Annotated in this window: 18 protein-coding genes; 8 read left to right on the top strand and 10 right to left on the bottom strand. The window is 39.6% G+C overall.

Going from position 1 to position 23439, the window contains the following annotated elements:
- Window positions 1–5 precede the first annotated feature (5 nt).
- Complete coding sequence (locus DO88_RS12575) at window positions 6–2576, top strand: bifunctional diguanylate cyclase/phosphodiesterase (RefSeq protein WP_008137697.1); 2571 nt, start codon at window positions 6–8, stop codon at window positions 2574–2576.
- A gap of 24 nt (window positions 2577–2600) precedes the next feature.
- Here DO88_RS12575 and rep read toward each other — a convergent pair whose 3' ends face one another.
- A complete protein-coding gene (rep, locus tag DO88_RS12580) occupies window positions 2601–4622 on the bottom strand; it encodes a DNA helicase Rep (protein WP_033028820.1) in 2022 nt (673 codons plus the stop codon).
- Between the two features lie 161 nt (window positions 4623–4783).
- On the opposite strand from rep, the gene ubiK reads away from it, so the two are divergent.
- Window positions 4784–5047 (top strand): ubiquinone biosynthesis accessory factor UbiK, encoded by a 264-nt coding sequence (gene ubiK, locus DO88_RS12585; RefSeq protein ID WP_007377280.1) that lies wholly within the window; start codon window positions 4784–4786, stop codon window positions 5045–5047.
- A 41-nt stretch (window positions 5048–5088) separates the two neighbouring features.
- Here ubiK and DO88_RS12590 read toward each other — a convergent pair whose 3' ends face one another.
- The 8 genes from DO88_RS12590 to ilvG all read right to left on the bottom strand — a co-directional run bounded on the left by DO88_RS12590 (window position 5089) and on the right by ilvG (window position 14208).
- Window positions 5089–5733, bottom strand: a complete 645-nt coding sequence (locus DO88_RS12590) for an NAD(P)H-binding protein (RefSeq protein WP_007377281.1) — start codon at window positions 5731–5733, stop codon at window positions 5089–5091.
- Between the two features lie 4 nt (window positions 5734–5737).
- Window positions 5738–6400, bottom strand: a complete 663-nt coding sequence (gene can, locus DO88_RS12595) for a carbonate dehydratase (protein WP_007377282.1) — start codon at window positions 6398–6400, stop codon at window positions 5738–5740.
- Between the two features lie 30 nt (window positions 6401–6430).
- The gene (locus tag DO88_RS12600) at window positions 6431–7606 is read right to left on the bottom strand and encodes a methyltransferase (protein ID WP_033038543.1); all 1176 of its coding nucleotides are present in this window, start codon (window positions 7604–7606) and stop codon (window positions 6431–6433) included.
- A gap of 62 nt (window positions 7607–7668) precedes the next feature.
- Entirely contained in the window at window positions 7669–8703 is a 1035-nt protein-coding gene (locus tag DO88_RS12605; protein ID WP_084166015.1) for an ABC transporter substrate-binding protein, read from the bottom strand.
- Between the two features lie 97 nt (window positions 8704–8800).
- Window positions 8801–10354: a threonine ammonia-lyase, biosynthetic gene (gene ilvA, locus DO88_RS12610; RefSeq protein ID WP_008137709.1), complete on the bottom strand. Its 1554-nt coding sequence runs from the start codon at window positions 10352–10354 to the stop codon at window positions 8801–8803.
- 2 nt (window positions 10355–10356) lie between these two features.
- Window positions 10357–12213 carry a dihydroxy-acid dehydratase gene (gene ilvD, locus DO88_RS12615; RefSeq protein WP_033016146.1) on the bottom strand — a complete coding sequence of 619 codons (1857 nt, stop codon included), beginning with the start codon at window positions 12211–12213 and terminating at the stop codon, window positions 10357–10359.
- A 103-nt stretch (window positions 12214–12316) separates the two neighbouring features.
- On the bottom strand, window positions 12317–12562 hold the full coding sequence (gene ilvM / locus DO88_RS12620; protein WP_033028818.1) for an acetolactate synthase 2 small subunit: 246 nt from the start codon (window positions 12560–12562) through the stop codon (window positions 12317–12319).
- A complete protein-coding gene (gene ilvG, locus DO88_RS12625; RefSeq protein ID WP_002959891.1) occupies window positions 12559–14208 on the bottom strand; it encodes an acetolactate synthase 2 catalytic subunit in 1650 nt (549 codons plus the stop codon). The genes ilvM and ilvG overlap by 4 nt, the downstream gene beginning before the upstream one ends.
- A 540-nt stretch (window positions 14209–14748) precedes the next feature.
- Between ilvG and DO88_RS12630 the strand changes: the two genes are divergently transcribed.
- The 6 genes from DO88_RS12630 to DO88_RS12655 all read left to right on the top strand — a co-directional run bounded on the left by DO88_RS12630 (window position 14749) and on the right by DO88_RS12655 (window position 21807).
- Window positions 14749–16419 carry a phosphoethanolamine transferase gene (locus tag DO88_RS12630; protein WP_033038541.1) on the top strand — a complete coding sequence of 557 codons (1671 nt, stop codon included), beginning with the start codon at window positions 14749–14751 and terminating at the stop codon, window positions 16417–16419.
- Window positions 16416–16787 carry a diacylglycerol kinase gene (locus DO88_RS12635; RefSeq protein WP_007377290.1) on the top strand — a complete coding sequence of 124 codons (372 nt, stop codon included), beginning with the start codon at window positions 16416–16418 and terminating at the stop codon, window positions 16785–16787. The genes DO88_RS12630 and DO88_RS12635 overlap by 4 nt, the downstream gene beginning before the upstream one ends.
- Entirely contained in the window at window positions 16778–18724 is a 1947-nt protein-coding gene (locus DO88_RS12640) for an LTA synthase family protein (protein WP_033038537.1), read from the top strand. Before DO88_RS12635 ends, DO88_RS12640 begins: the two co-directional genes overlap by 10 nt.
- Window positions 18725–18787: 63 nt before the next feature.
- Window positions 18788–19462 (top strand): response regulator transcription factor, encoded by a 675-nt coding sequence (locus DO88_RS12645; RefSeq protein ID WP_033038535.1) that lies wholly within the window; start codon window positions 18788–18790, stop codon window positions 19460–19462.
- Window positions 19443–20879 (top strand): sensor histidine kinase, encoded by a 1437-nt coding sequence (locus tag DO88_RS12650; protein ID WP_033038533.1) that lies wholly within the window; start codon window positions 19443–19445, stop codon window positions 20877–20879. The genes DO88_RS12645 and DO88_RS12650 overlap by 20 nt, the downstream gene beginning before the upstream one ends.
- A gap of 49 nt (window positions 20880–20928) precedes the next feature.
- Entirely contained in the window at window positions 20929–21807 is an 879-nt protein-coding gene (locus DO88_RS12655; protein ID WP_033038531.1) for a TraB/GumN family protein, read from the top strand.
- A 47-nt stretch (window positions 21808–21854) separates the two neighbouring features.
- On the opposite strand, the gene DO88_RS12660 is transcribed toward DO88_RS12655, so the two are convergent.
- The gene (locus tag DO88_RS12660) at window positions 21855–23264 is read right to left on the bottom strand and encodes an ATP-binding cassette domain-containing protein (protein WP_033038529.1); all 1410 of its coding nucleotides are present in this window, start codon (window positions 23262–23264) and stop codon (window positions 21855–21857) included.
- Window positions 23265–23439: the final 175 nt, after the last annotated feature.

Here is a 23439-nt window from a genome sequence, read left to right as displayed (position 1 = left end):
CGTCATTGGAAGATAAACTCTCAGCATCGAGTAAGTTAGCGTATCAAAACAAGCGCCTTAAAGTGCTACTCGAAAAGTACAAACAATCCCATCACCTACAAAATGCGCTGATCCAACTATCAGAGCAAGCTAGTACTGTTGCTGAGTTAACTCTGTTATATCCCGCTATCCATGACATTTTACAAAAATATGTGCCTAGTAAAAGTTTTTATGTCGTTTTATCGAACCAAGACACACAATCATTAGAGCTTTCTTACTTTTCAGATGAAAAAGATGGAATTGCAGTTGCACTCAACCAAACAAACAGCTTTGATGAAGGCGCGACTGGCTATGTATTTAAACAAGGCAAAACAACCTGTTTTACTAAGCAGCAAATGCAAGACGCAGCTGCAAAAGGTTTATTTAAAGCATTAGGCACCCCCGCCGAGCATTGGGTTGGCGTACCTGTTTATCAGGAAAGAAATATCATTGGTGTGCTCGCTGCACAAAGTTACGATACTCGAAAAGGTTACAGTGACCAGCAAATACAATTGCTTGAGGTTATGTCACTTTACTTAGCAACAGCAATAGAGCGTGTTAAAAAACGAGAGCTATTAGAATCAGAAGTTAAAATTCGTACCCGTGCACTCACTCAGAGTAATGACGCATTAAACCTAGAAATAGAGCAACGAAAACGCGCACTTCAACGTCAACAAATTCTATTTAAAATTTCAGAATTAGCGACTCAAGCTAAAAACCTTAACGATGCTTACGTTAAAATACATGAAATAATAAAAACAATTACCTATGCAGAAAATTTATATATTGCACTTTATGATAAAGAATCTGGCTGGATCAGCTTTCCTTATTGTGTTGATGAATTTAAAGATAATACGCAACCAAGACGCTTTGCTAAAGGCTATAGTGAGCTAGTTATAAGCACCGAAGAAACACAACTTATACATCCGTGCAGAGCAAAAAAATTAATAGAGAAAGGCGTAGTACAACGAGCTAAACCAGTAAAAAAAGAGCAAATGGCCACCAGTTGGTTGGGTGCTCCACTAAAGACCTCGCAAGGAGTTATGGGTTTAATTGTTTGCCAAGCCTATTACAACAAACATATTTTTAACCAAGATGATTGCGAACTTATCACCTTTGTATCGCATCAAATTGCAGCTGTATTGCAAACCAAACTAGCTAACCAAGCAATAAAAAAAAGCCACCAAGAGCTAGAGTTTCGGGTGAGCGAAAAAACGAAAGAGTTACGTCAAACTAATTTACATTTACAAATGCAAATGGAAGAGCGAAAAAAAATAGAACAGCAGCTTTATCATGATGCACATCATGACTCTCTCACTAGTTTGCCTAATCGTAGTTTATTTTTAACACAACTAGAAAAAACGCTACAACATTTTCAACGCTTTCCTGAACATCATTTTGCTGTGTTATTTATAGATTTAGACAAATTTAAAGATATAAACGACCAGTTAGGACATCATGCCGGTGATCAATTTTTAATTAGTGTCGCAGAGCTATTTTCTCAGTGCATACGCGAGCACGATTTACTTGCTCGCTTAGGCGGGGATGAATTTGTTATTTTATTAACGCATTTAACCGAGCCACAGCAAGCGGAAGACGTTGCAAATCGTATTATTGATTTAATGAAGAAACCATTTAGTTTAAAAGGTACCTCTCTTCAAAGCGGCGCGAGTATAGGAATAACCTACTCAAAGCACGACTATACACACACAGACGAAATTATTCGCGATGCTGATGCAGCTATGTATTATGCAAAAAATTCGGGCCGAAATCGCTACGAGTTATTTCATCCACTCTTGTCACAATCAGTATCACAGCAAGAATTACATATATTGCATCATTTAGATGCATTACCAATGAGCTTTAGAAGCTCAGAAATTATTACCTTAGATGAGCAACATCAATCTGAATCATTATTTGAAGCATTTGGTGAACACCCAATACTTGGTTTTACTAGCTTTGATATTTTGAAAAAGTTTGCATCCGACAAAGAACAGCATCTTGAGGTAGAATTACAGCTACTACAACGAGCTTATGCACAAGCGCTTGAAGCTAATGTAAGTATGGCACTTGTGCCCTGCTCTTGCCTGTTATTAGAGCCTCATGAATTTACTTTATTCACCGAAGTACTGAGCAAACAAATTGGCCAAAGCCAGCTTTGTCTATTATTTGATGAGCAAGAAATTCGCCATGCATGTGCTACACAACTCGAAAATCTAAAAAAACTTCCCCAGCTTGGCTACTCCATTGGATTAAACAATTTTGCTAGAGATAGATGTGAACTTAATTTATTAACCGACGTTAACTTCGACTATTTATTACTAAGTTCAACATTTAGCAAGCGTATTCTACAGCAGGAAAGCTATGATTTTCAGTTACAAGGCGTATTAGCAATAACTAAACTTAAAACAATAAAGGTAATAGCCAAGGGCCCATCAATACTCAACTTTAGAACATTATTAGATAAACACGGTTTAGCTTTTTTTGTCGGTAAACAACATTCTCTTGTTTGCGCTGAGCAATCTCCAACAAGCACAACGCAATCACAGCTCAGCTAAGAAATTACCCTTTATAGTAGTTAATTACTCAGGTTTTTTATTAAACATAGCCCGTAAATTAGCGACTCTTGCTTGGCCTTTTTCCATGCGCTCTGCTTGCGTATTTGGCGCCTTTTTGTTTTCGAACGCGAGATCGTCCTGCGGTAACTCTTGTACAAATCGGCTTAACTCAGTTTGTGAGGTTTCACCAAATTGACGACGAATTTTTGCATAAGTAAGTGTTAACTCCTGCTGAGCACGAGTAATACCAACATAAGCTAAGCGGCGTTCTTCATCTACGTTGTCCTCATCAATACTGACCTGATGCGGAAGTAAGCCCTCTTCCATACCCACCATAAATACGTATGGGTACTCTAAGCCCTTTGATGCATGTAGTGTTGATAAGTGCACTGCATCAGTTTCATCTTCTTCTTCGTTACGCTCAAGCATATCGCGAAGGGTTAGCTTACTAACAACCTCAGCCAATGTCATTGGTTCGTTATCGGCATCACCGGTCAACATATCGGTGATCCAACGATATAGCTCGGATACGTTTTTCATGCGCATTTCAGCGGCTTTTGCGCTAGGGGACGACTCGTACAAATACGCCTCGTAGTTAATATTACGCACCAAGTCTTTAACTGCTTCGAGCGTGTCGCTTCGTACCGCGTTATCAGATAGCTCAACAACCCAACGAGCAAACCCAGCAAGCGCATTAAAGCCACGCCCTTTTAATCTGTAGCCTAAATCGTTATCAAAGCAAGTAGCAAACAAGCTCGCATGTTTTTCATTAGCAAGCGTACCAAGCTTTTCAAGGGTAACCGTACCTATTTCGCGTCGCGGTGTATTTACGATACGTAAAAAAGCATTGTCATCATCTTGATTAACTAGCAAACGTAAATACGCCATAATATCTTTAATTTCTGAGCGAGCGAAAAACGACATACCGCCACTAATTTTATAAGGGATACGGTTACTCATTAGTGATTTTTCAAAGCCACGTGCTTGATGATTACCACGATATAAAATCGCGTAATCTTTATAGCTGGTTCGCTTCATAAACTTATGTGAGATTATTTCAGCAACTACGCGCTCAGATTCATGCTCTTCATCGCGGCACCCTATTACTTTAATCGGCTCACCATAACCTAGTTCACTAAATAACTTTTTCTCTATGTCATGTGGGTTATTCGCAATTAAAATGTTAGCCGCTTTTAGTATTCGCCCTGCACTTCGATAATTTTGCTCAAGCTTTATTAGCCTAAGCCCTGGGTAGTCTTTACCTAATAACACTAAGTTTTGCGGACGTGCACCACGCCAAGAATAAATTGATTGGTCGTCATCACCTACCACGGTAAAACGGGCACGCTCGCCTACTAGCAATTTAACAAGTTGATATTGGCTTGTATTGGTATCTTGATACTCATCCACCAGCAAATATTTAAAGCGTTGCTGCCAACGCTCACGCGAAGTGGCATTATTAGTGAGTAACAAAGTAGGGATCATAATTAAATCATCAAAATCCAGTGCGTTATATGCACGTAGCTGATTTTGATAGCGAGCATAAAGCTGTGCAAACAAGGCTTTTTGCGCATCGCGCGCTTCACGTATTGCTTGCTCTGGCAGTACTAATTCGTTTTTCCAACTACCAATTTCCATTTTAAGTAGTTTGAGTAGGTCTTTGTCTTTTTTTAGTTCGTCTTCGGTGAGCTCACTAAGAAGCTGATTAGTATCTTGATCATCAAATAACGAAAAGCCAGGTTTAAACCCCAATGTGCTTAATTCTTTTTTTATTATTTCTAAACCTAGTGTATGAAACGTTGATACCCATAAACCTTTAGCGTCTTGCTTACCGAGCGTTTGCAGTACTCGCTCACGCATTTCTTTAGCTGCTTTATTGGTAAAAGTAACGGCGGCTATATTTCGCGCTTTGTACTCACATTTTTTCACTAAATAAGCGATTTTATTCGTAATAACACGGGTTTTACCAGAGCCTGCGCCTGCGAGTACTAAGCATGGACCACTAATATATTTTACGGCTTCATCTTGTTTAGGATTGAGTTTCATAACGACCAAAGAAATTTAAAAGACACACAATTTTAACGTAACCATTACTGCGAGCATAGCAATTGCCTTAATTAATTAAGGTAAAGATGATCATGTGTTAAATACCGTGGGTATAAGGTAATATTAGTTATTATCATTTAGGCAATGCCGAAGGGACAAATATGATCAACCCAGCAAAACTTGAAGAAATTGCTAAGCAAATTACTAGCAATATGCCACAAGGTGTAAAAAACCTAGCAGACACACTCGAAGGTAAAACAAAGCAAGTTTTACAAAACAAGCTTGCTGAGATGGACTTTGTGAGCCGTGAAGAATTTGATGTGCAAAGCCAAGTACTTATTCGTACTCGCGAAAAGTTAACCGAACTTGAAGCTAAAGTTGCATTGCTTGAGCAACAACTTAGCACTGAGACTGATACTGAATAATTACAAAGGCAGCTTAGGCTGCCTTTTGCGTTTTACTAAGTTTATTCAAATAGCTCATCAAGTACGTAATAAAATAACTTAGTCTGTTGCGCTAAACTCACACTCAGCATTTTTTGCGCAACTTGCTCGCCAGTTATTGGTTTGTAACGCTTTAAAAATGGAAGTCGTGTAATAACAGGAAAAATAATACTGCCTATTTTTTCTGCCACTCTAAATTGCTCACGATCACCTAACAATAAAGACGGTTGAAAAATGCTTACTTTATCAAAAGCGAGTGCTTTTATATGCTGCTCAAGCTCACCCTTCATTTTTAAATAAGGGCTATTGCTGTGCGTGTTCGCCCCGCTTGATGACACTAAACAATAATGCGTAACCCCATTACATGCCGCTAACTGCGCCGCTATAAACTGATAATCAAAATCAACTTTACGCTGAGCTTGTATCGATCCAGCTTGCTTACGGGTGGTGCCCAAACACGAAAACAATACATCACCTTTAAACAGCTCAACGTATTGAGTTAATTTTTCAAAATCAATAACATGATTAACTAGCTTTGCGTGTAAAATAGGCAAAGCCCGACGGCTCAACGTAACCACTTTGGTATAATGCTCGCTATTAAGTAGCTTATGGAGCAACTCATTACCGACCAAACCTGTAGCACCAATTAATACCGCCGTTTTAGTCATGAATTTATTTACTCTCACCCACTTTATTAAGTACGTGTTGTACTGCTCTTTTATAGCTTTGCGTTTCTTCGCTCGCGCACGTCACTACAGATTCTAGATCATGAAGATGCCCGTTTTCTAAACCATACACCCAACCATGAACGCTTAGCTCTTGGCCACGCTCCCACGCATCTTGCACTATATTAGTACGGCATACATTACGTACTTGCTCTATTACATTTAGCTCAATAAGGCGGCTTAATCGTTCGCTTTCTGGCATTGCGTCAAGTTGTTCAAGGTGCTTTTCTTTTACATCCCCTACATGGCGTAGCCAGTTGTCAATAAAGCCAAACTTTGCATTGCTTAAAACGGCTTGCACGCCACCACAACCGTAATGCCCCACAACCATGATATGTTTTACTTTTAAAACCTCTACAGCGTACTGCATAACAGATAAACAGTTATGATCGGTATGTACAACCACGTTAGCAACGTTACGATGTACAAATAATTCGCCTGGTAGTAAATCAACTATTTGATTAGCAGGTACACGAGAGTCTGAGCAACCAATCCATAAATATTCAGGATTTTGTTGCATAGATAAAATTTTAAAAAACTCAGGGTCTGCTTCACTTGTACGAGCAGCCCAACGTTTATTGTTATCGAATAAATTTTTTAACTTTCTCATTGCATCTCTTATTAAGTCGAGGGCGGAAATTTAGTGGATATTAGCAAGAATCAAAATATTGCGAGGCGTTAACTGCTTTTCACAAAACGTTTTAACGCTTACTTGATAGCCTTGCTGTTGCAAATATAAAGCACGATCGAGCACAAGCCAAACCTCAATTGCCCTTCTGAACACATGTCGAACCAGTTCAACGCGATCAGTTATTTTTTTTCGAGCCTGCCCAATAGATAAATATTTATTGTAATCAGTATCTTGAGGTATGTTTAGTGTCTTTTTTTCTGCTGCCCATCCGCAAAATGATTTAAACGAATCTGAGAATATAGCTTTATTAACCGAAGGAACACTTACGTAGTGTTGTTCGCCAGTAATCGACTTTCTTAGTGCATCAAAACCGAGTCGCCATTCTAGTTCTGTTTTGCGCACTTTTTCTAAACGAGAAGGCGCAGTAACAGTTTCTTGTAAAGCGAGCTTTAAATCGCGGTGTGTTAGGTTTAGTCCACTTTGTTTTGCAACCTCACTCATTGCAAGGTATTCATTAGCCGTAAATAAATGATAACAACAAGGTGAAAAACTAATTTGTTGTACTTTTGCTAAACTTGCTTGGCGCATAAATGTTTGGTGTAAACCTCCACATGCGTGAAGTGCTACAGCATGCATATCTGTATTAAAAAATTGAGTGATATCGTCTTTTAATACATTTGCTTGGCTAAAGTGCATTACCAAGCCTTGTTGCTGTACACTTTTTTGTCCTTGCTCGCATAAGCTTTGTTGCAGTTCAATACTATGCACATTACTTGCGCCATTAAACGCAAGCATTCGCCCTAAGTGCCCTTTACCGGCGCACCATTCTAAAACTGGTTGCTTAGTATTAGGTAGTGCAGATACAAAATCTTTTAACTGCTCAAATTTACGGCCTTTAATGCCGTTACTCAGCCAAAAAGGATAATCAACTTTCGCGTGTGCGGTGCTAGGTAATTCGCATAAATTAGCGAGCTCATCAAGTTGGTTTATATGATTGCTAAAAAATTGATATAGTTTATCTTGATCATTATCAAGTGCGATTACTTGATCATCCGTTAGATTATTGAGTGTGTCTTGCAGATCTTCCCAAGGAATCGCGTCAAAATCAAACGCAGTGCACTGCCAATAATGACGATTACGCATGAGTAATGAATCAAGTGCAAAAAATTGTTCCGCTAAAGTCATAACTGCTTAAAGTATAAAAAAGACAATTAATTATACCAGCTCGATGAACTCTCATTAAGTGGTTATTTTTTGCTGAATATTAAACGTAAATACAGAGGAATAGAAACAATACTAATAATCATCGCAGCAATTAACATCCACGATAACTGCACTTTTTCGGGTTCTTGATATTTATATATAAAATTCGCTTTCACCTCATCAAATTCATTTTGCTCAATTGCATATAGATCAGCAATTAAACGCCATTTTGCTATCGACATATGCCCTAAACTGGTCGTGGGTGGCGTTATATAATCCCTTAGTACTTCGGCCTCAAAAGCGAGCTGATGAAAACTTTTACTCGGTGCATATCTTTGCTGGGTTACCGCAATAGCTTCATCCATATTCATCATCGCATAGCGCCAGCCTTTTAGGCTTGCTTGATAAAACTTTTCCACCGTTTGCGGATTTTTTTTAAGCATACTTTCGCTGGTAAATAAAATATCTCCATATACATCCATACCATAACGCTGTGGGCATATAAGCCGGTGAGATACACCTTGCTGAGTCATGTAGTACGGCTGGTTAGTAACATACACTTGCATAGCATCTAGCTTGTTTTCAATCCAAGCCTGATCTGGATTTTCGCCATCGTAAAGTTTGAGTTTATCGACATCAACGCCACTGCGTTTAAGCATAATAAGTAGTTCGGTGCCATCATTTTTGCTCACCGCAGTGATACGTTTATTAACAAAGTCACGTGGATGAAAAATATCAGACGTGTCTTTAACCATCCAGCAGTAAGGTGAAAACTGTAATAAGGCAGCCATAGCAACAAGAGGTTGTCCATTAATACGTTGCTGTAAAATACCTGAATGTCCGACACCAAACTGTGCTTCTCCATTGGCAACAGGACCAAAAGTATCAGGCATCATTGGATTAGCTGGTTTTATAGTTACATCAAGGCCTGCTTCATTATAAAAGCCTTTTTGCTCTGCCATATAATAACCGGCAAACTGAAACTGATGCGTCCATTTTAGCTGTAATGTAACTGATTCTTGCGCCACTATGTGACTACAAAAAAAACACAATACAAAAATTAATCCTTTTAATAGCAACCAAGTGCCCTCAAAAAGTATGACGATTACCTGTAACTATATGTAAAATTTGCGATAAAGCAAGCACCCTAGTTAGGTGCCTGCCTTTAAAGAAGGACTATACTGAGGCGAGTTTTTCGGCTTTTTCTGCTTGCGGCTTTGATGTTAAAAATTGGCTAAAGCACGGATTTTGTGTTTCATCTTGTACACTGTAACCTAAACGGTTTAAGTGCTCGTTAAACATCTCATACTGACTTGGCTCAATAGCAAAACCTGCCAGTACATTCCCCATCGAACCACCGTGATTACGATAATGAAATAAGGTAATGTTCCAATTACTACCTAAAGTATCTAAAAAGCGTGCAAGCGCACCTGGATATTCAGGAAATTCAAAGCGAAGTAAGCGCTCATGTAATTGCTCTGGTGCTTTTCCGCCAACCATATAGCGCACATGTAATTTAGCGAGTTCGTTATCCGACAGGTCGCAAAATTGGTAATCATTATTTGTTAAGTCTTGCTTTAGCTCATTAAGCTCTTGCTCGCCTTGGCGCAGGGCAATACCTACAAATATTTGTGCTTCACCAGGTCCTGCATAACGGTAGTTAAACTCAGTAATAGCACGGCCACCTAAAGAAGCACAAAACTGTTTAAAACTGCCTTTTTCTTCTTTAATAGTAACCGCTAATAACGCTTCGTTTTTTTCACCCAGCGCAGTGCGCTCTGCAACATAACGCAGGCGATCAAAGTTTAAATTAGCACCCGAAAGCACAGCCGCTAAATGTAACCCTTTTAACCCTGACTGTTGGCTCCACTTTTTAAGCCCTGCCGTTGCAAGTGCACCTGAAGGCTCTGCAATTGCACGGGTAGATACAAAAATATCCTGCATGGCAGCACATATTTCGTCGCTGGTAACGGTTATAACTTCATCACAAAACTTTTGCGCTAAGCGAAATGTTTCAGTGCCAATAATTTTAACCGCTACGCCATCGGCAAAACTGCCAACGCGATCAAGCTCTACCGGTTTACCGGCTTTAAGTGCCGCTTGTAAACATGCACTTTCATCGGCTTCTACGCCAATTACTTTTATATCTGGACGCAGCGATTTAATATAAACCGCCATACCAGCAAGTAAGCCACCGCCGCCAACAGGAATAAACACAGCATCAAGCTCGTTTAATTGCTGCATTAACTCGCGCGCCACAGTACCTTGACCAACAATGACGTCAGGGTCATCAAATGGTGGAACAAATATACCGTTTCGTTGCTCTGTAAGCTCAAGCGCATGTGCTTTTGCGGCATCAAAATGATGCCCATGTAGCACAACTTCACCGCCAAGCGCGCGTACCGCGCTTACTTTTATTTCAGGCGTTGTTACTGGCATTACAATTGTAGCTTGATGCCCTAAGTGAGAAGCACTTAGTGCAACCCCTTGAGCATGATTACCCGCAGAAGCAGTAATCACCACTGAGCCTTTAGGTAATTTATTTAATTTGTTATACGCACCGCGTAATTTAAATGAATACACGGGCTGTTGGTCTTCACGCTTTAACCAAACATGGTTACCTAATTTAGCACCAAGCTCAGCCATTTCGCTGACCTCGGTAACTTTAGCCAAAGGCTCCATGTTTGCTTGAATAATAGCGCGAAAATAATCGAGCTCTTGAGAGACCATAATTAACTAAGCGCCTCCAATTTAGCTAAGTCACGCACTGCGCCTTTATCAGCACTTGTTGCAAGTAATGCATAAGCCTTTAAAGCAGACGATACATAGCGCTCACGATCAACTGGTTTGTACGCCAGTTTTCCGCGTGCTAATTGTTTTTGTTTACGTGCTTCAAGCTCTTCATCACTTAACGCTAACGTAATTTCACGGGTTGCGATATCAATAATGATTTTGTCGCCATTTTCAACATAAGCAATTGCACCACCACTTGCTGCCTCTGGTGACACATGACCAATTGATAAACCCGAAGTACCACCCGAAAAGCGACCATCAGTAATAAGTGCACATTTTTCAGCTAGGCCTTTTGATTTTAAGTAGCTAGTTGGGTATAGCATTTCTTGCATACCTGGCCCGCCTCTAGGCCCTTCATAACGAATAACAACAACATCACCGGCTTTTACTTCGTTATTTAAAATCCCTTCTACTGAATCATCTTGTGATTCGTATACAATGGCGGTGCCTTCAAAATGTAGCATTTCATCAACTACGCCAGCACTTTTTACAACACAACCATCAACAGCTAGATTACCCGAAAGCACAGCTAAACCACCGTCTTGGCGAAAAGCGTGTTCAACGCTTCGAATACACCCATTCACACGGTCATTATCGCCCTCGTCCCAACGACACTCTTGGCTCATTGCTTTAGTTGTACGAATGCCCGCAGGACCCGCACGGTAAAATTTGCGCGCCGCTTCGTTAGTAGGATCTGTTGCATCCCATTTTTTAACAAGCTCGGCCATAGTTGACCCAGCGACATGATTAACCGACATATCAACTAAGCCCGCTTTACCAAGCTCGCGTACAACTGCCATCATGCCACCAGCACGATGTACATCTTCAATATGATACTCTGGTGTTGCTGGTGCCACTTTACATAAAAACGGTGTTTTACGAGAAAGCGCATCAATGTGCGACATATCAAAATCTACGCCCGCTTCTTGCGCTGCAGCAAGTAAATGCAATACCGTATTTGACGAGCCACCCATTGCAATATCAACAACCATTGCATTCATAAAGGCTGTTTTGTTAGCAATAGCACGTGGCAATACATCTTGATTATCTTTTTGGTAATACTCACGACATAAATCAACAATACGAGCCCCCGCTTCAACATAAAGTTGTTTACGGTCTTTATGAGTCGCAAGCGTCGTGCCGTTACCCGGAAGTGCTAAACCTATTGCCTCTAACAAACAGTTCATTGAGTTTGCAGTAAACATGCCTGAACACGAACCACATGTTGGACACGCAGAGCGCTCTACTTGTTCTGAATCTGCATCACTTACCGATTCATCTGCGCCTTTAACCATGGCATCGACTAAATCAAGTTTAATGTCGATGTTAGCAAGTTTAGTTTTACCCGCTTCCATTGGGCCGCCCGATACAAATATTACCGGTATGTTTAAACGTAGCGCTGCAAGCATCATCCCAGGAGTGATTTTGTCGCAGTTTGAAATACAAATCATCGCATCGGCGCAGTGACCATTTACCATGTATTCAACCGAGTCAGCAATTAAATCGCGTGAAGGCAGCGAATAAAGCATACCGCCGTGTCCCATCGCAATGCCATCATCAATCGCAATGGTATTAAATTCTTTAGGAACGCCACCCGCTTGGGTTATCGTCTCACCCATAAGCTCACTAAGCTGATTAAGGTGTACATGCCCTGGTACAAATTGTGTAAACGAGTTAACTACGGCAATAATCGGTTTACCAAAATCAGAGTCTGTCATACCTGTTGCGCGCCATAATGCTCTTGCGCCTGCACGTTTACGTCCTTCAGTTGTTGTTGCACTTCTTAATTTAGCCATAGTTACCTCAGTTTTTGCCGCAATATAAGCGGGCATTCCTCATTCTAAAATTGGTGAATAACCGAGAGACTCAGTTACTCGTAAATTATTTTTTAATTCGTAATTACACAGCCTGTTGTTGCTGTAAATTTTGTAAAGTGACTTCTTTGACATCCACCAGCTTATTTAACTGGCTGGTTAATAGGTAAATTGGTTTATCACTATCTACCGTCATGTCTACATTATAAAAACCATCATCCATATTGAGCTGAAAATGCGTAAGGTCAAAACCACGATGACGCACCACTCGTAAAAAGCGCTCTACCGCTATACTTTGGCTTTTTAATGCAATATTTAGGCTATGTTTCATTTTGCTTTCTCCGTCATCATTTCGTCGTTAGCAGCCCCAGGTGGTACAAGTGGCCAAACATTTTCTTTATCATCAATACAGGCATGTACTATGTACGGCCCTTTACTATTAACTAATGCAGTTATCGCATCATCAACTTGATTAGCGTGAGTTATTGTTTGCCCAGGAATACCAAATACAGCGGCTAATTGAACAAAGTCTGGGTTATCCGACAGGTTAGTTTCAGAATAACGCCCTTCAAAAAATAGTTCCTGCCATTGGCGAACCATCCCTAAACGTTGGTTATCTAAAATTAATATTTTTACAGGTAAATTATTACGGCGAATCGTGGCCAACTCTTGAATATTCATCATTATTGAGCCATCGCCCGATACAGTGATAACAAAGTCATCAGGGCGTGCTACTTGTGCGCCAATAGCAGCCGGTAAACCAAAGCCCATTGTGCCTGCACCACCACTGCTTAAATGATTACTCGGGTGAGTAAACTTCATGTGTTGTGCTACCCACATTTGGTGCTGACCTACATCGCAGCACACAACCCCTGTTTTTGGCATGCGTTGGCTTAGTTGGTTTAATAAGTACGGTGCAAAAACCTTCTCACCTGGGTAGTCGTAACGCCAAGCATGCTTAATATTCATTTCTTTATTTGTATCACACCAAGCTTTAGGGGTTACAAAGCACTCAAGTGCGGGTAACGACGTTTTTAAATCAGCAATTAATGAAGCTTTAGCAGGTTTTCGCTTACCAACTTCAGCAGCATCGATATCTAAATGGATTACTTTAGCTTTAGCTGCAAATTTAGCTAAGTTACCTGTTACGCGGTCATCAAAGCGCGCCCCTATACATACAAGTACATCACATTCTTGCACTGCGATATTAGCAGCTTGACCACCATGCATACCCAACATACCTAAGTAATGTTCGTAATCTGGTAACACACTACCCAACGCTTTAAGTGTTGATACAGCTGGCATCTGCGTTTTATTTAAAAATTGCATTAGCTCGTCTTGCGCATCAGCGGCTTGTACACCACCACCTACATACGCTACAGGCTGTTTAGCCTCACTCAACAATTGATTAGCAATAGCAACTTGCTTTAAATCTAACTCTGGTAAGTATTCATCAGCTGCTAGCCAAGGTTTAAAAGGGACTTGCGCCATTTGAATATCTTTTGGGATATCGACAAGTACAGGACCTGGGCGGCCGCTTTGCGCTAAATGAATCGCTTCTTGTAATATCTCTGCTAAGTCTTCAGCTCGTTCTACCATGTAGCTGTGCTTAGTACACGAAAGCGACATACCTAGTACATCTATTTCTTGAAAGGCATCTGAACCAATAGCTGCAGTAGGCACTTGGCCAGTGATCGCCAATAATGGTACTGAGTCCATCATCGCATCAGCAAGAGCGGTTATTAAATTAGTTGCACCTGGGCCAGATGTTGCAAAACATACGCCTAATTTACGTGTGCTGCGAGCATAACCAACTGCTGCAAACCCTGCACCTTGCTCATGGCGAGTTAGGTAGTGTTTGACTGGCGCGCCATACAGCGCATCGTAAATTGGCATAATAGCTCCGCCTGGGTAGCCAAATACTTCATTTACGCCGTGTTTGGCCAATAAGTCGATTGTTAGTTCTGCGCCTGTCATTAATAAACCCTCATTCCTCAGTGACAACCCAATTACAAATTTTACCCTTAAAACTAAAAAGCCCTCCGAACGGTTAAGTGCGGAGGGCTTTTTTAATGCTTAAGTTTTTAAAGCACTACGAAGCCCTCGCGGGAATAATCACCACGATAATAATCAGGACTAGGTTAAGTGCGTTTGTAAGCATGTAATTAATACCAAATTTTGTTCAATTATCGCGAAGGTTATTCCTTCGCTTTCTTTTTATATTAGTACCGCGCTAAGCCCTTTAAGTCAACACCAAAGTTAATCTAACAAAAAGACTAAAAGGCAATTTATCAGGTTTTAAAATTCACTATATAAGCTGGTAGTGGTTTTTTTATGCTCTAATTTTATTCTCAGAAATTCACTATTCTTATATCCCTTATTTAAGGTTTGATTAATTTTTGAGAATATTTTTATAAATAAAATTATTTATCACCTTCAGGTAATGCGTAGGTTCTCTTAAGCGACTCTTAAGTGTTGTTGCATAGCATGGCGTTGTTATTTTAAACGAGCCTAAATATGAACGTAACTAGTCAAACACCAGTACAAAAAAAGCCAAATCGTAGTAAGCGGTTTTACATTCACTGTAGTGCAAATGCCTTTGTAGTGATGATTGCCTGTTATTACTGTTTAGTTATAAACATTCCTTTTATTCAAGGTTCGTTTAGCGCCATAACCTCTCTTGCATCTTTTTCATGGCTATTTTTACTTTCAGTCCCGCTACTTTTGTTATGCCTTTTAATCATTTTCTTTTCGATAGTGTCGGTTAGGTGGTTACTAAAACCAATTAACTACCTTTTACTGATAATTTCGAGTGCCGTGCTTTACGGCTCATTAAATTACGGCGTAGTGTTTGACTATTCGATGATTCAAAACACGTTCGAAACAGACTCAAGTGAAGCGCTGAGCTATTTAAATCCGCAGCTCATAGGCTTTCTACTACTGTTTTGTGCGCTACCTGTTTTTATATTAAGCAAAGTAAAAATACACTTTACCCGCCCTCACCAAGAAGCGATTAGTCGTATAAAACTTATTGTAGCGTGCTGCTCATTAATTGCTTTAGTGGTCGTAAACTTTTACGCCGACTACGCAGCCACAGGCCGCAATAACCGCATTTTGAAAAAAGAAATTATTCCCTTTCAATACCTCTCTAGCAGTTATAAATATATGCGCGATCAGCTGCTGTATACCAATATGGAATTTAAAAATATAGATGCAACACCCACTCTTATTGCGCCTAACACCACCAGCGTAACAGTTATGGTTGTTGGCGAAACCGCACGAGCAGAAAACTTTGCTTATCAAGGTTATAAGCGCAACACCACCCCTTATACACAAAAGCATAATGTAACGTATTTTAATAATGTGGCGTCTTGTGGCACCGCTACGGCTGTGTCTGTGCCGTGTATGTTTTCACTGCAAACACAAAATAACTTTGATCGATTAGCAGCCGACAACCAACAAAACCTGGTTGACTTAGCACAACAAGCTGGCAGCGACGTACTGTGGGTTGATAACAACAGTGGCTGTAAAAATGTATGCACCCGTGTTGTTAATATTGATATCCCAACCACCCCATCAGCGCTTTGCGATGGGAAATATTGTTTTGATGAAGCACTCCTTGCTCCACTTAAACGCAAACTAGCTAATTTAAGCCAAGCTAACACCGTTATTGTCCTACATATGATGGGCTCACACGGGCCAACCTACTTTAAACGCTACCCAGAAAAATTTAAGCAATTTACGCCCACGTGCGACAGAAGCGACATTCAAAACTGCTCACTCGATGAATTAGTTAATACCTACGACAACACAATTGCGTACAGCGACTTTGTTAACGCCCAGGTAATTGAGCAATTAAAAGCACTGCCAAACAACATAGATAAACAGTTTTTATATGTCTCCGATCATGGCGAATCACTTGGCGAAGGTGGGGCTTATTTACATGGTTTTCCGTATAGCTTTGCACCTAGCACACAAACGCATGTTCCTCTTTATATGTGGGCTGATGAGCATAATCAGCGCATTACCAATACCTGCTTGGCTAATTTAGACACCACTGCTGCACGCTCACACAACAATATTTTTCACACCCTTTTAAATTTAATTGGCATTAAAAGCAAAACGTATCAGGCATCACTTGATTTACTTGCTAGCTGCCAAACAACACCAAGCGAAATAAAACTATGAGTAATAAAACCGTTATAAAACGCCAAGGCTTAATGCGCCTTATTTTTACCTTAAGCCATTCTTTTAACGGCTTAAAATGGATGAGTCGATTTGAAGCGGCGTTCCAACAAGAGCTAGCACTGTTTTCGTTACTCGGTGTGTTTGTGTGGCTACAAGAAATTGCACTAAAGGATAAATTACTGCTTATAGCCAGCCTGCTTTTTGTATTGTTTGCTGAGCTGGTAAATACAGCAGTTGAGGTTGTAGTTGATAGAATTGGCAGTGAATACCATGAGCTTTCGGGGCTAGCTAAAGATATAGCCTCTGCAAGCGTGTTTATAGCTATGCTAATTGCCGCTCTTATTTGGTGGGCTGTGTTATGGGCATAAAGCTAACTTTTATACCTAAAATACAAAATGCACTTGGCCCTATATGGATTTTTGTTGTATTTACTGTTTTGGCACTTAGCTTTTTAACACTTGCTCGCTTTGGACTAAGTGTATGGCAAGGGGAGCGTGTATTTGGATTGCATGCGTGGTTATCTATATTTATAGGTGGGTTAAGAGTAGATATAGCCACTCTAAGCTACATTATTATGCCCGCATTACTACTTACTTTACTGATGCAAAGCGTAGGTTGGCAAAATAAAGTACGCGGCCTCATTAAAATTTATTTAGTGACGATGTCTGCTTTACTTGTTTTTTTTGAAGTGATTACGCCTACGTTTATAAACGAGTACGATTTACGCCCAAACCGCTTATTTATAGAATATTTAATTTACCCTAAAGAAGTCTCAAAAATGATTTTTTCAGGCTATAAGTTAGAAGTATTTATTGCTGTTATAGCACTTGTTTTAAGCTGTAAATTTGCAAGTAAAGTATTTAGCAATCAATGGCAAAGCCAGTCATCACTAACAGGCTTAAATCAATCAATTTTAGCGCTTGTTTTAGTATGCTTAACTATTTTTGGCGCCCGCAACTCATTAGGGCACAGACCACTTAACCCCGCCATGGTCTCGTTTTCTACCGATCACTTACTTAACGACTTAACCCTTAACTCACTTTATAGCGTCGCGTTTGCAGTTAAGCAACTTTCTAATGAGCAATCGAGTCAAGACTATTACGGTAAAATGCCCACCGATGAATTACTTAGTATTGTGCGTAGTAACATGCAAAATACGCAAGGCACATTTAGTGATGTAACCGCCCCTACAAAAACGTTTCATGAAGCAAGTAATATAGGTAAACCAAAAAATCTAGTCATTATTTTACAAGAAAGTTTAGGTGCTCGTTATGTAGGCACGCTTGGCGGTTTACCACTTACACCTAATATAGACGCCCTTTATAAACAAGGCTGGGGGTTTGATAATTTATACGCCACGGGTACACGTTCAGTGCGTGGTATTGAGGCGGTAATTACAGGATTTACACCAACGCCTTCGCGTGCGGTTGTTAAGCTTGATAAATCACAGCGTGACTTTTTTACCATTGCTGATTTTTTAGCGAAGAAAAATTACAACACGCAGTTTATTTATGGGGGCGAAAGCCATTTTGATAACATGCGCAGCTTCTTTTTAGGCAACGGTTTTAAAAGTATCGTAGATACAAATAATTTTAAAAAAATAGACTTTAATGGCTCGTGGGGCGCATCAGACGAAGACTTGTACGACCAAGCCAACATAGAACTTACTAAGCTTAAAAATCAAAACAAACCCTTTTTTAGTCTTATATTCTCAAGTTCTAACCATAGTCCGTATGACTTTCCTGACGATAAAATAACGCTGTACGATAAACAAAAACAAACTCGTAATAATGCTGCCAAGTATGCCGATTACGCACTAGGCACCTTTATCGAAAAAGCTAAAAAATCGAGCTACTGGGACGACACTGTATTTATAGTTATTGCCGATCACGACTCGCGCGTATCTGGGGCGAGTTTAGTACCGGTTGATCACTTTAAAATTCCGGCCGTTATTTTTGGTAAAGGTATTACCCATAAACGAGATAGCCAACTAGCCAGCCAGCTCGATATTCCTGTTACTCTACTGTCTTTAATTGGCGCAAGTGGTAAGCACCCTATGATAGGTCATGATTTATCAAAGCCAATTAGCGACAACAAACAACGCGCAATGATGCAATACGACAAAAACTTTGCCTACATGCACGATAATAAAGTGGTGGTGTTACAACCACAAAAACCAGCAACCACCTATACGTATAGCAATAACCAGCTTGTGCCATGTGAAAACGATGAGCAATTAGTAAAAAAAGCCCTAGCCCATGCGAACTTGGGTAATCTAGCCTACACAAATGGTTGGTATCATTAACCAAGTGACTTGATAATAAAGCCTTGTTAAAGTAACAAGGCTATTTTTATAAACCGAGTAAACATGAAAATCCTCGTTATTGAAGACTCTGAAGCACTAAGACGCAGCTTGCAAGTTGGCCTTAGCAACCTTGGTTTTACCGTAGATGAAACTGGTGATGGCTCAGCAGGGTTGAGTATGGCACTAAGTGGAAACTACGACCTCCTCGTACTTGATTTAATGCTACCAAGCGTTGATGGCATGAGTATTTTACAAGCACTGCGCAGCAGTAATAGCCAAAGCCGTGTGCTAATTTTGTCAGCAAGAAGTGAGCCTCAAGATAAAATTAGCGGCCTTATGAAAGGCGCTGACGATTATTTAACTAAGCCATTTTCGTTTGAAGAACTCCATGCTCGTGTCCTTGCATTACTTCGTCGTGGTTCACTACAAAACCAACAAAATACCCTTACCGTAGGTAATTGCGTATTAGATCTGTCACTTAAAACTCTTCATTACGAGCAACATGCCATTGAGCTCACTCGCAATGAATACAAAATAATAGAATGCTTATTTAACGCCCCAGAGCGAGTATTAGGGCTCGAGCTTATAAGTGAAGCGGTGGTAGGTCAGTTTGATATGCTCTCTAAAAATGCGCTTGAAGCACACATCTCAACCATACGTAAAAAAGTAAGACAGTTTGATGGCGAGCTCCCGATAAAAAACAAACGTGGATTTGGTTATGTCGCAACAACAAAATAAAAGTCACTCAATAAGACGTAAACTCGTTAATAATATTAGCGCCGTGATCTCGGTTATTTTATTCACCATATTTTTAACCGTTGATTTAAGTGTTGATACTTGGGTGGAAGATCAGTTCAATCAGTCTTTAACTAACAAAGCTAACTACTTAAAAACCTTAGTTGAAGATGACAACAACGTAGTTGAATTTGATTTTGCTGGTGAGTTTATGTCGGAGTATGAAGCAGCTGATGCCACGGAGTTTTACCAATTATGGCATGGCAGTGATGTGTTTGAACGCTCGGACTCATTAGCGCTTTATGAAAATGCTAACCTACCTTTTTTAGAAATGCCGATAAACGAATCTAAAATTATAGATTACGAGCTTCCTAACGGGCGTGATGGCCGCGCACTTATAAGTCACTTTGTAGCCCAAAAAGACGATAGAAACCCCACTCACTCTGCTGTGTTTAATACCATGACTCTTGCGATTGCAGCGCCGACAGCCGAACTTAATAAAGTACTGATTATTATTGATGTGGTCTTTATTTTAACCTGTGTACTTGGTGTGTTTGGTGTGCGCTATTTAGTGACACGTATTGTAAATAAAGGCCTGCACCCGCTACACAACTTAAACGACCAAATTAAGTTACTCGATATTACCGGTGTTGCGCAAACAATAGAAAGCGACTTTAAAGTAGAAGAAATAGAACCAATACGTAACGAGCTAAATAAGTTTATTACCGTTAATCAGCAACTCTATAGTAATGAAAAACGCCTAACAAGCGACATTGCACACGAGCTTAAAACCCCAATAGCTGAACTAATAAGCCTCTCAGAGGTGGCTATTCGCTACCCTGACGATAAACGCATTAGCGACACCTATACCAGTGATGTGCTTAATATTTCACAGCGTATGAAAACAATTGTTAGCAACCTCTTATTATTGCAGTGCTCAAGTAGTAGTGCTATGCAATTGAATGCACAAAATATCATGCTAAATAACTTAGTAAATCAAATTATTGATGAGCTGACCTTTAAGCATCCAAGTATCAAAACGCGTTTAAATAACGAAATAAGTGGCGAACTTACGCTTAGTGTTGACGAATTTAGTTTAAGTACCATTTTATGTAACTTAATCGATAACGCACTATTTTATGGACTTCCTGAGGCGCCAATTAAATTAACTGCCGTAAATAACAGCACAAACATGAGCATCTCTGTTAGTAACAAAGTAAATAAACCACTAAGTGGTGAACAGCTCACTGCTATTTTTGACCCGCTCTATCAGCTAGATTCATCTAGAACTAATAATCAGCGCCATGGTTTAGGATTATCAATTGTACAGAGCTTATGTAACTTAAATGGCTTTACTATTACGGCCAGTAATACCGAAAACAATACGTTAACGTTTATATTAACGTTACCTCTGAAGTAAATTTAGGTTAGTATTTACACTACTAATTTTGAGATTTTAAGGACAAACCATGAATGCTCTTACCCGTATTAGCCACTTTTTTATTGTGGCATTACTTATAACATTTAGCCTTAACAGCTACGCTGCTCCTGCCTTATATAAAATAGAAAAAAATGGCGTTAGCTCTTACTTATTTGGCACCGTACACGTTGGTGATGCCAGCATGAAAGGCTTACCTAAAAATGTAACCGATGCGATTAGCGCAAGCAAAGAAGTCATTGTTGAAGTTGATATAAGCAAACTTACACCACTTGAAATGCAACAGCGCTCAATGCCATTTATGATGCTAAGTGACGGTAAAACACTGCAAACTGAGCTTTCAAAGCAAAATTATACCAAGCTAAAAGATTACTTTGCTAAAAAGTCGATTGATATTGCTATGTTTAATGGCTTAAAGCCTTGGGCTGTTATGGTGACTATGATGCAAATTGAATTTCAAAATGCAGGATATTCAGATAAAACCGGCATAGACAAGCAAGTGCTTAGTTATGCTAAAGAGCATAATATTAAAATTGGCGAGCTTGAAACCCTAGAACAACAACTACAAATGTTTGATGGCATGGCGCTATTAAGCAATGAAATGATTGAAGAAACCTTTGAGCAACTAGCCGATATTAATACTTACTTTATCAAGTTAGTTAATGCATGGAAAAGCGGTGACATGGATACACTAACCGATTACTACAACATGAGTTTTGATGACAGTAATTATGGTGAAATTAGCGAGCAAGTAATGCTAACTAACCGCAATAATAATTGGGTTAAACAACTCACACCGCGTTTAGCAAACGAGCAGCTATTTATTGCTGTAGGCGCTCTGCATTTACCTGAAAAACACGGGTTACTTAAACAACTTCGAGATAAAGGCTTTAGCGTTACTCGTCTTTAAAATAAAAATGGGTTGAGTGAATTTTCGCTCAACCTTTCTCTGAGTTTTTAATGAAAGTCTTCTATTTTTAAGTAATTCTCTATTCCTTTAATTTTGTCTGCCGCATGATGATTTACATAAATCACAGTACTTGTATTGGCAGCACAAATTTTCTCTATTAGTAGCAGTACACGTTGCCTGTTTGCTTCATCTAAGCCTAAGCAAGGTTCGTCTAAAATAAGTAATGTTGGATGCTTTACCATAGCTCGCACAATTAAAAGCATACGTTGATCGCCGTACGAAAGCTGGGTGAATGAGGTATTTTTCTTGTCACTTAAACCAATAAATGCCAGCCACTGCTTAGCAATATTAATTTGTGCATCGCTCGGTTTTTGATATAAACCTATGCTGTCGTAAAAACCTGAAATAACAGTATTTAAAGCCGATATACTTACGCGGTAATCCATATGTAGCGCGTTAGATATAAAACCAATGTGCTGTTTTATATCCCAAATACTCTCCCCGGTTCCGCGTTTAAAACCGAACACTTCAATGTCATTGTTATAACACTGTGGGTTATCACCTGTTATTAAATTTAATAGGCATGTTTTACCTGAACCGTTCGCTCCAGTAAGCTGCCAATGCTGATGCTTTTTTATAGTCCAATTGAGATTTTTGAATATGCTTACGTCACTATAACTAACTTTAGCATTACTCAATTTAACTAAGGTATTACCAGTGAATGTCTTTTGCTCTTGCTCGGCGTCAGGAGATGGCACATCCAATGAAGTATGCTCTAAATGAAGTAGTTTTAGTAAGTCACTTAATTGCTCACTACTTGGCTTTGCTAAAATATGTAACAAGCAGCCTTGGTTTACATAACCATAGTGAGTAATGAATGAAGGGATTTCGTCTAAGCGGTTTAGCACAAAAACAAAAGTAATCGTGTGGCTAAGCTCTATGAGTATTTTATTAAGTTGCTGGCAAGATTGTACGTCGAGTCCATGAAATGGCTCGTCAAGCACGACTAACTCACTATGGGAGCTGAGTGCTTTAATAAGTAGGAGTTTACGAGTTTCACCCGTTGAAAGGTCTCTAAAATGCCTATTTAGTAATGAGCTAAATTTAAATAATTTTATTAGCTGCGCTAATAACTCATCATTATTACTATGCCCTGTAAAAATAAGGTCTTTAACGAGGGAGTGCTTTTCATGCTCTAATTCTTGAGCTAGTAACTGTTTATGCGAATCTGAAGATACGAGCATAAGCTTATTAATACTACTTATACGCTTACCAGTTTCGCACTTAGCCTCACCGATTAACGCAGCTGTCAGAGCAGATTTACCAGCTCCATTAGCACCTAAAAGTAACCAATGTTCTCCTAGGTTCACTTGCCAATCTAGGTTGCATATGTCGTAACGACTTTTACCTTGCCCTTGTAAGTAACCATTAAATTGCTCAAGCGTAATTGACTGCACTAACTTTTCCTAATAAACCTTAAAACAGCAAGTTAACGTATATTAAAAGTGCTTAGCAAGCTTGTTATCTGCAAAATTAATTTATTTCACTAGGGCGTATTGACCTTTGTGGATTGAAATTTGTTCAATCTAGGGACGATTAAATCGCGGCGCGAGGTTTGTAACCTAGTGGGCT

Origin of the sequence: Pseudoalteromonas sp. S3431, assembly GCF_000690035.1 — a bacterium.
GTDB classification, from domain to species: Bacteria; Pseudomonadota; Gammaproteobacteria; order Enterobacterales; family Alteromonadaceae; genus Pseudoalteromonas; species Pseudoalteromonas fuliginea.
This window is presented reverse-complemented; position numbering and strand designations above follow the sequence as displayed.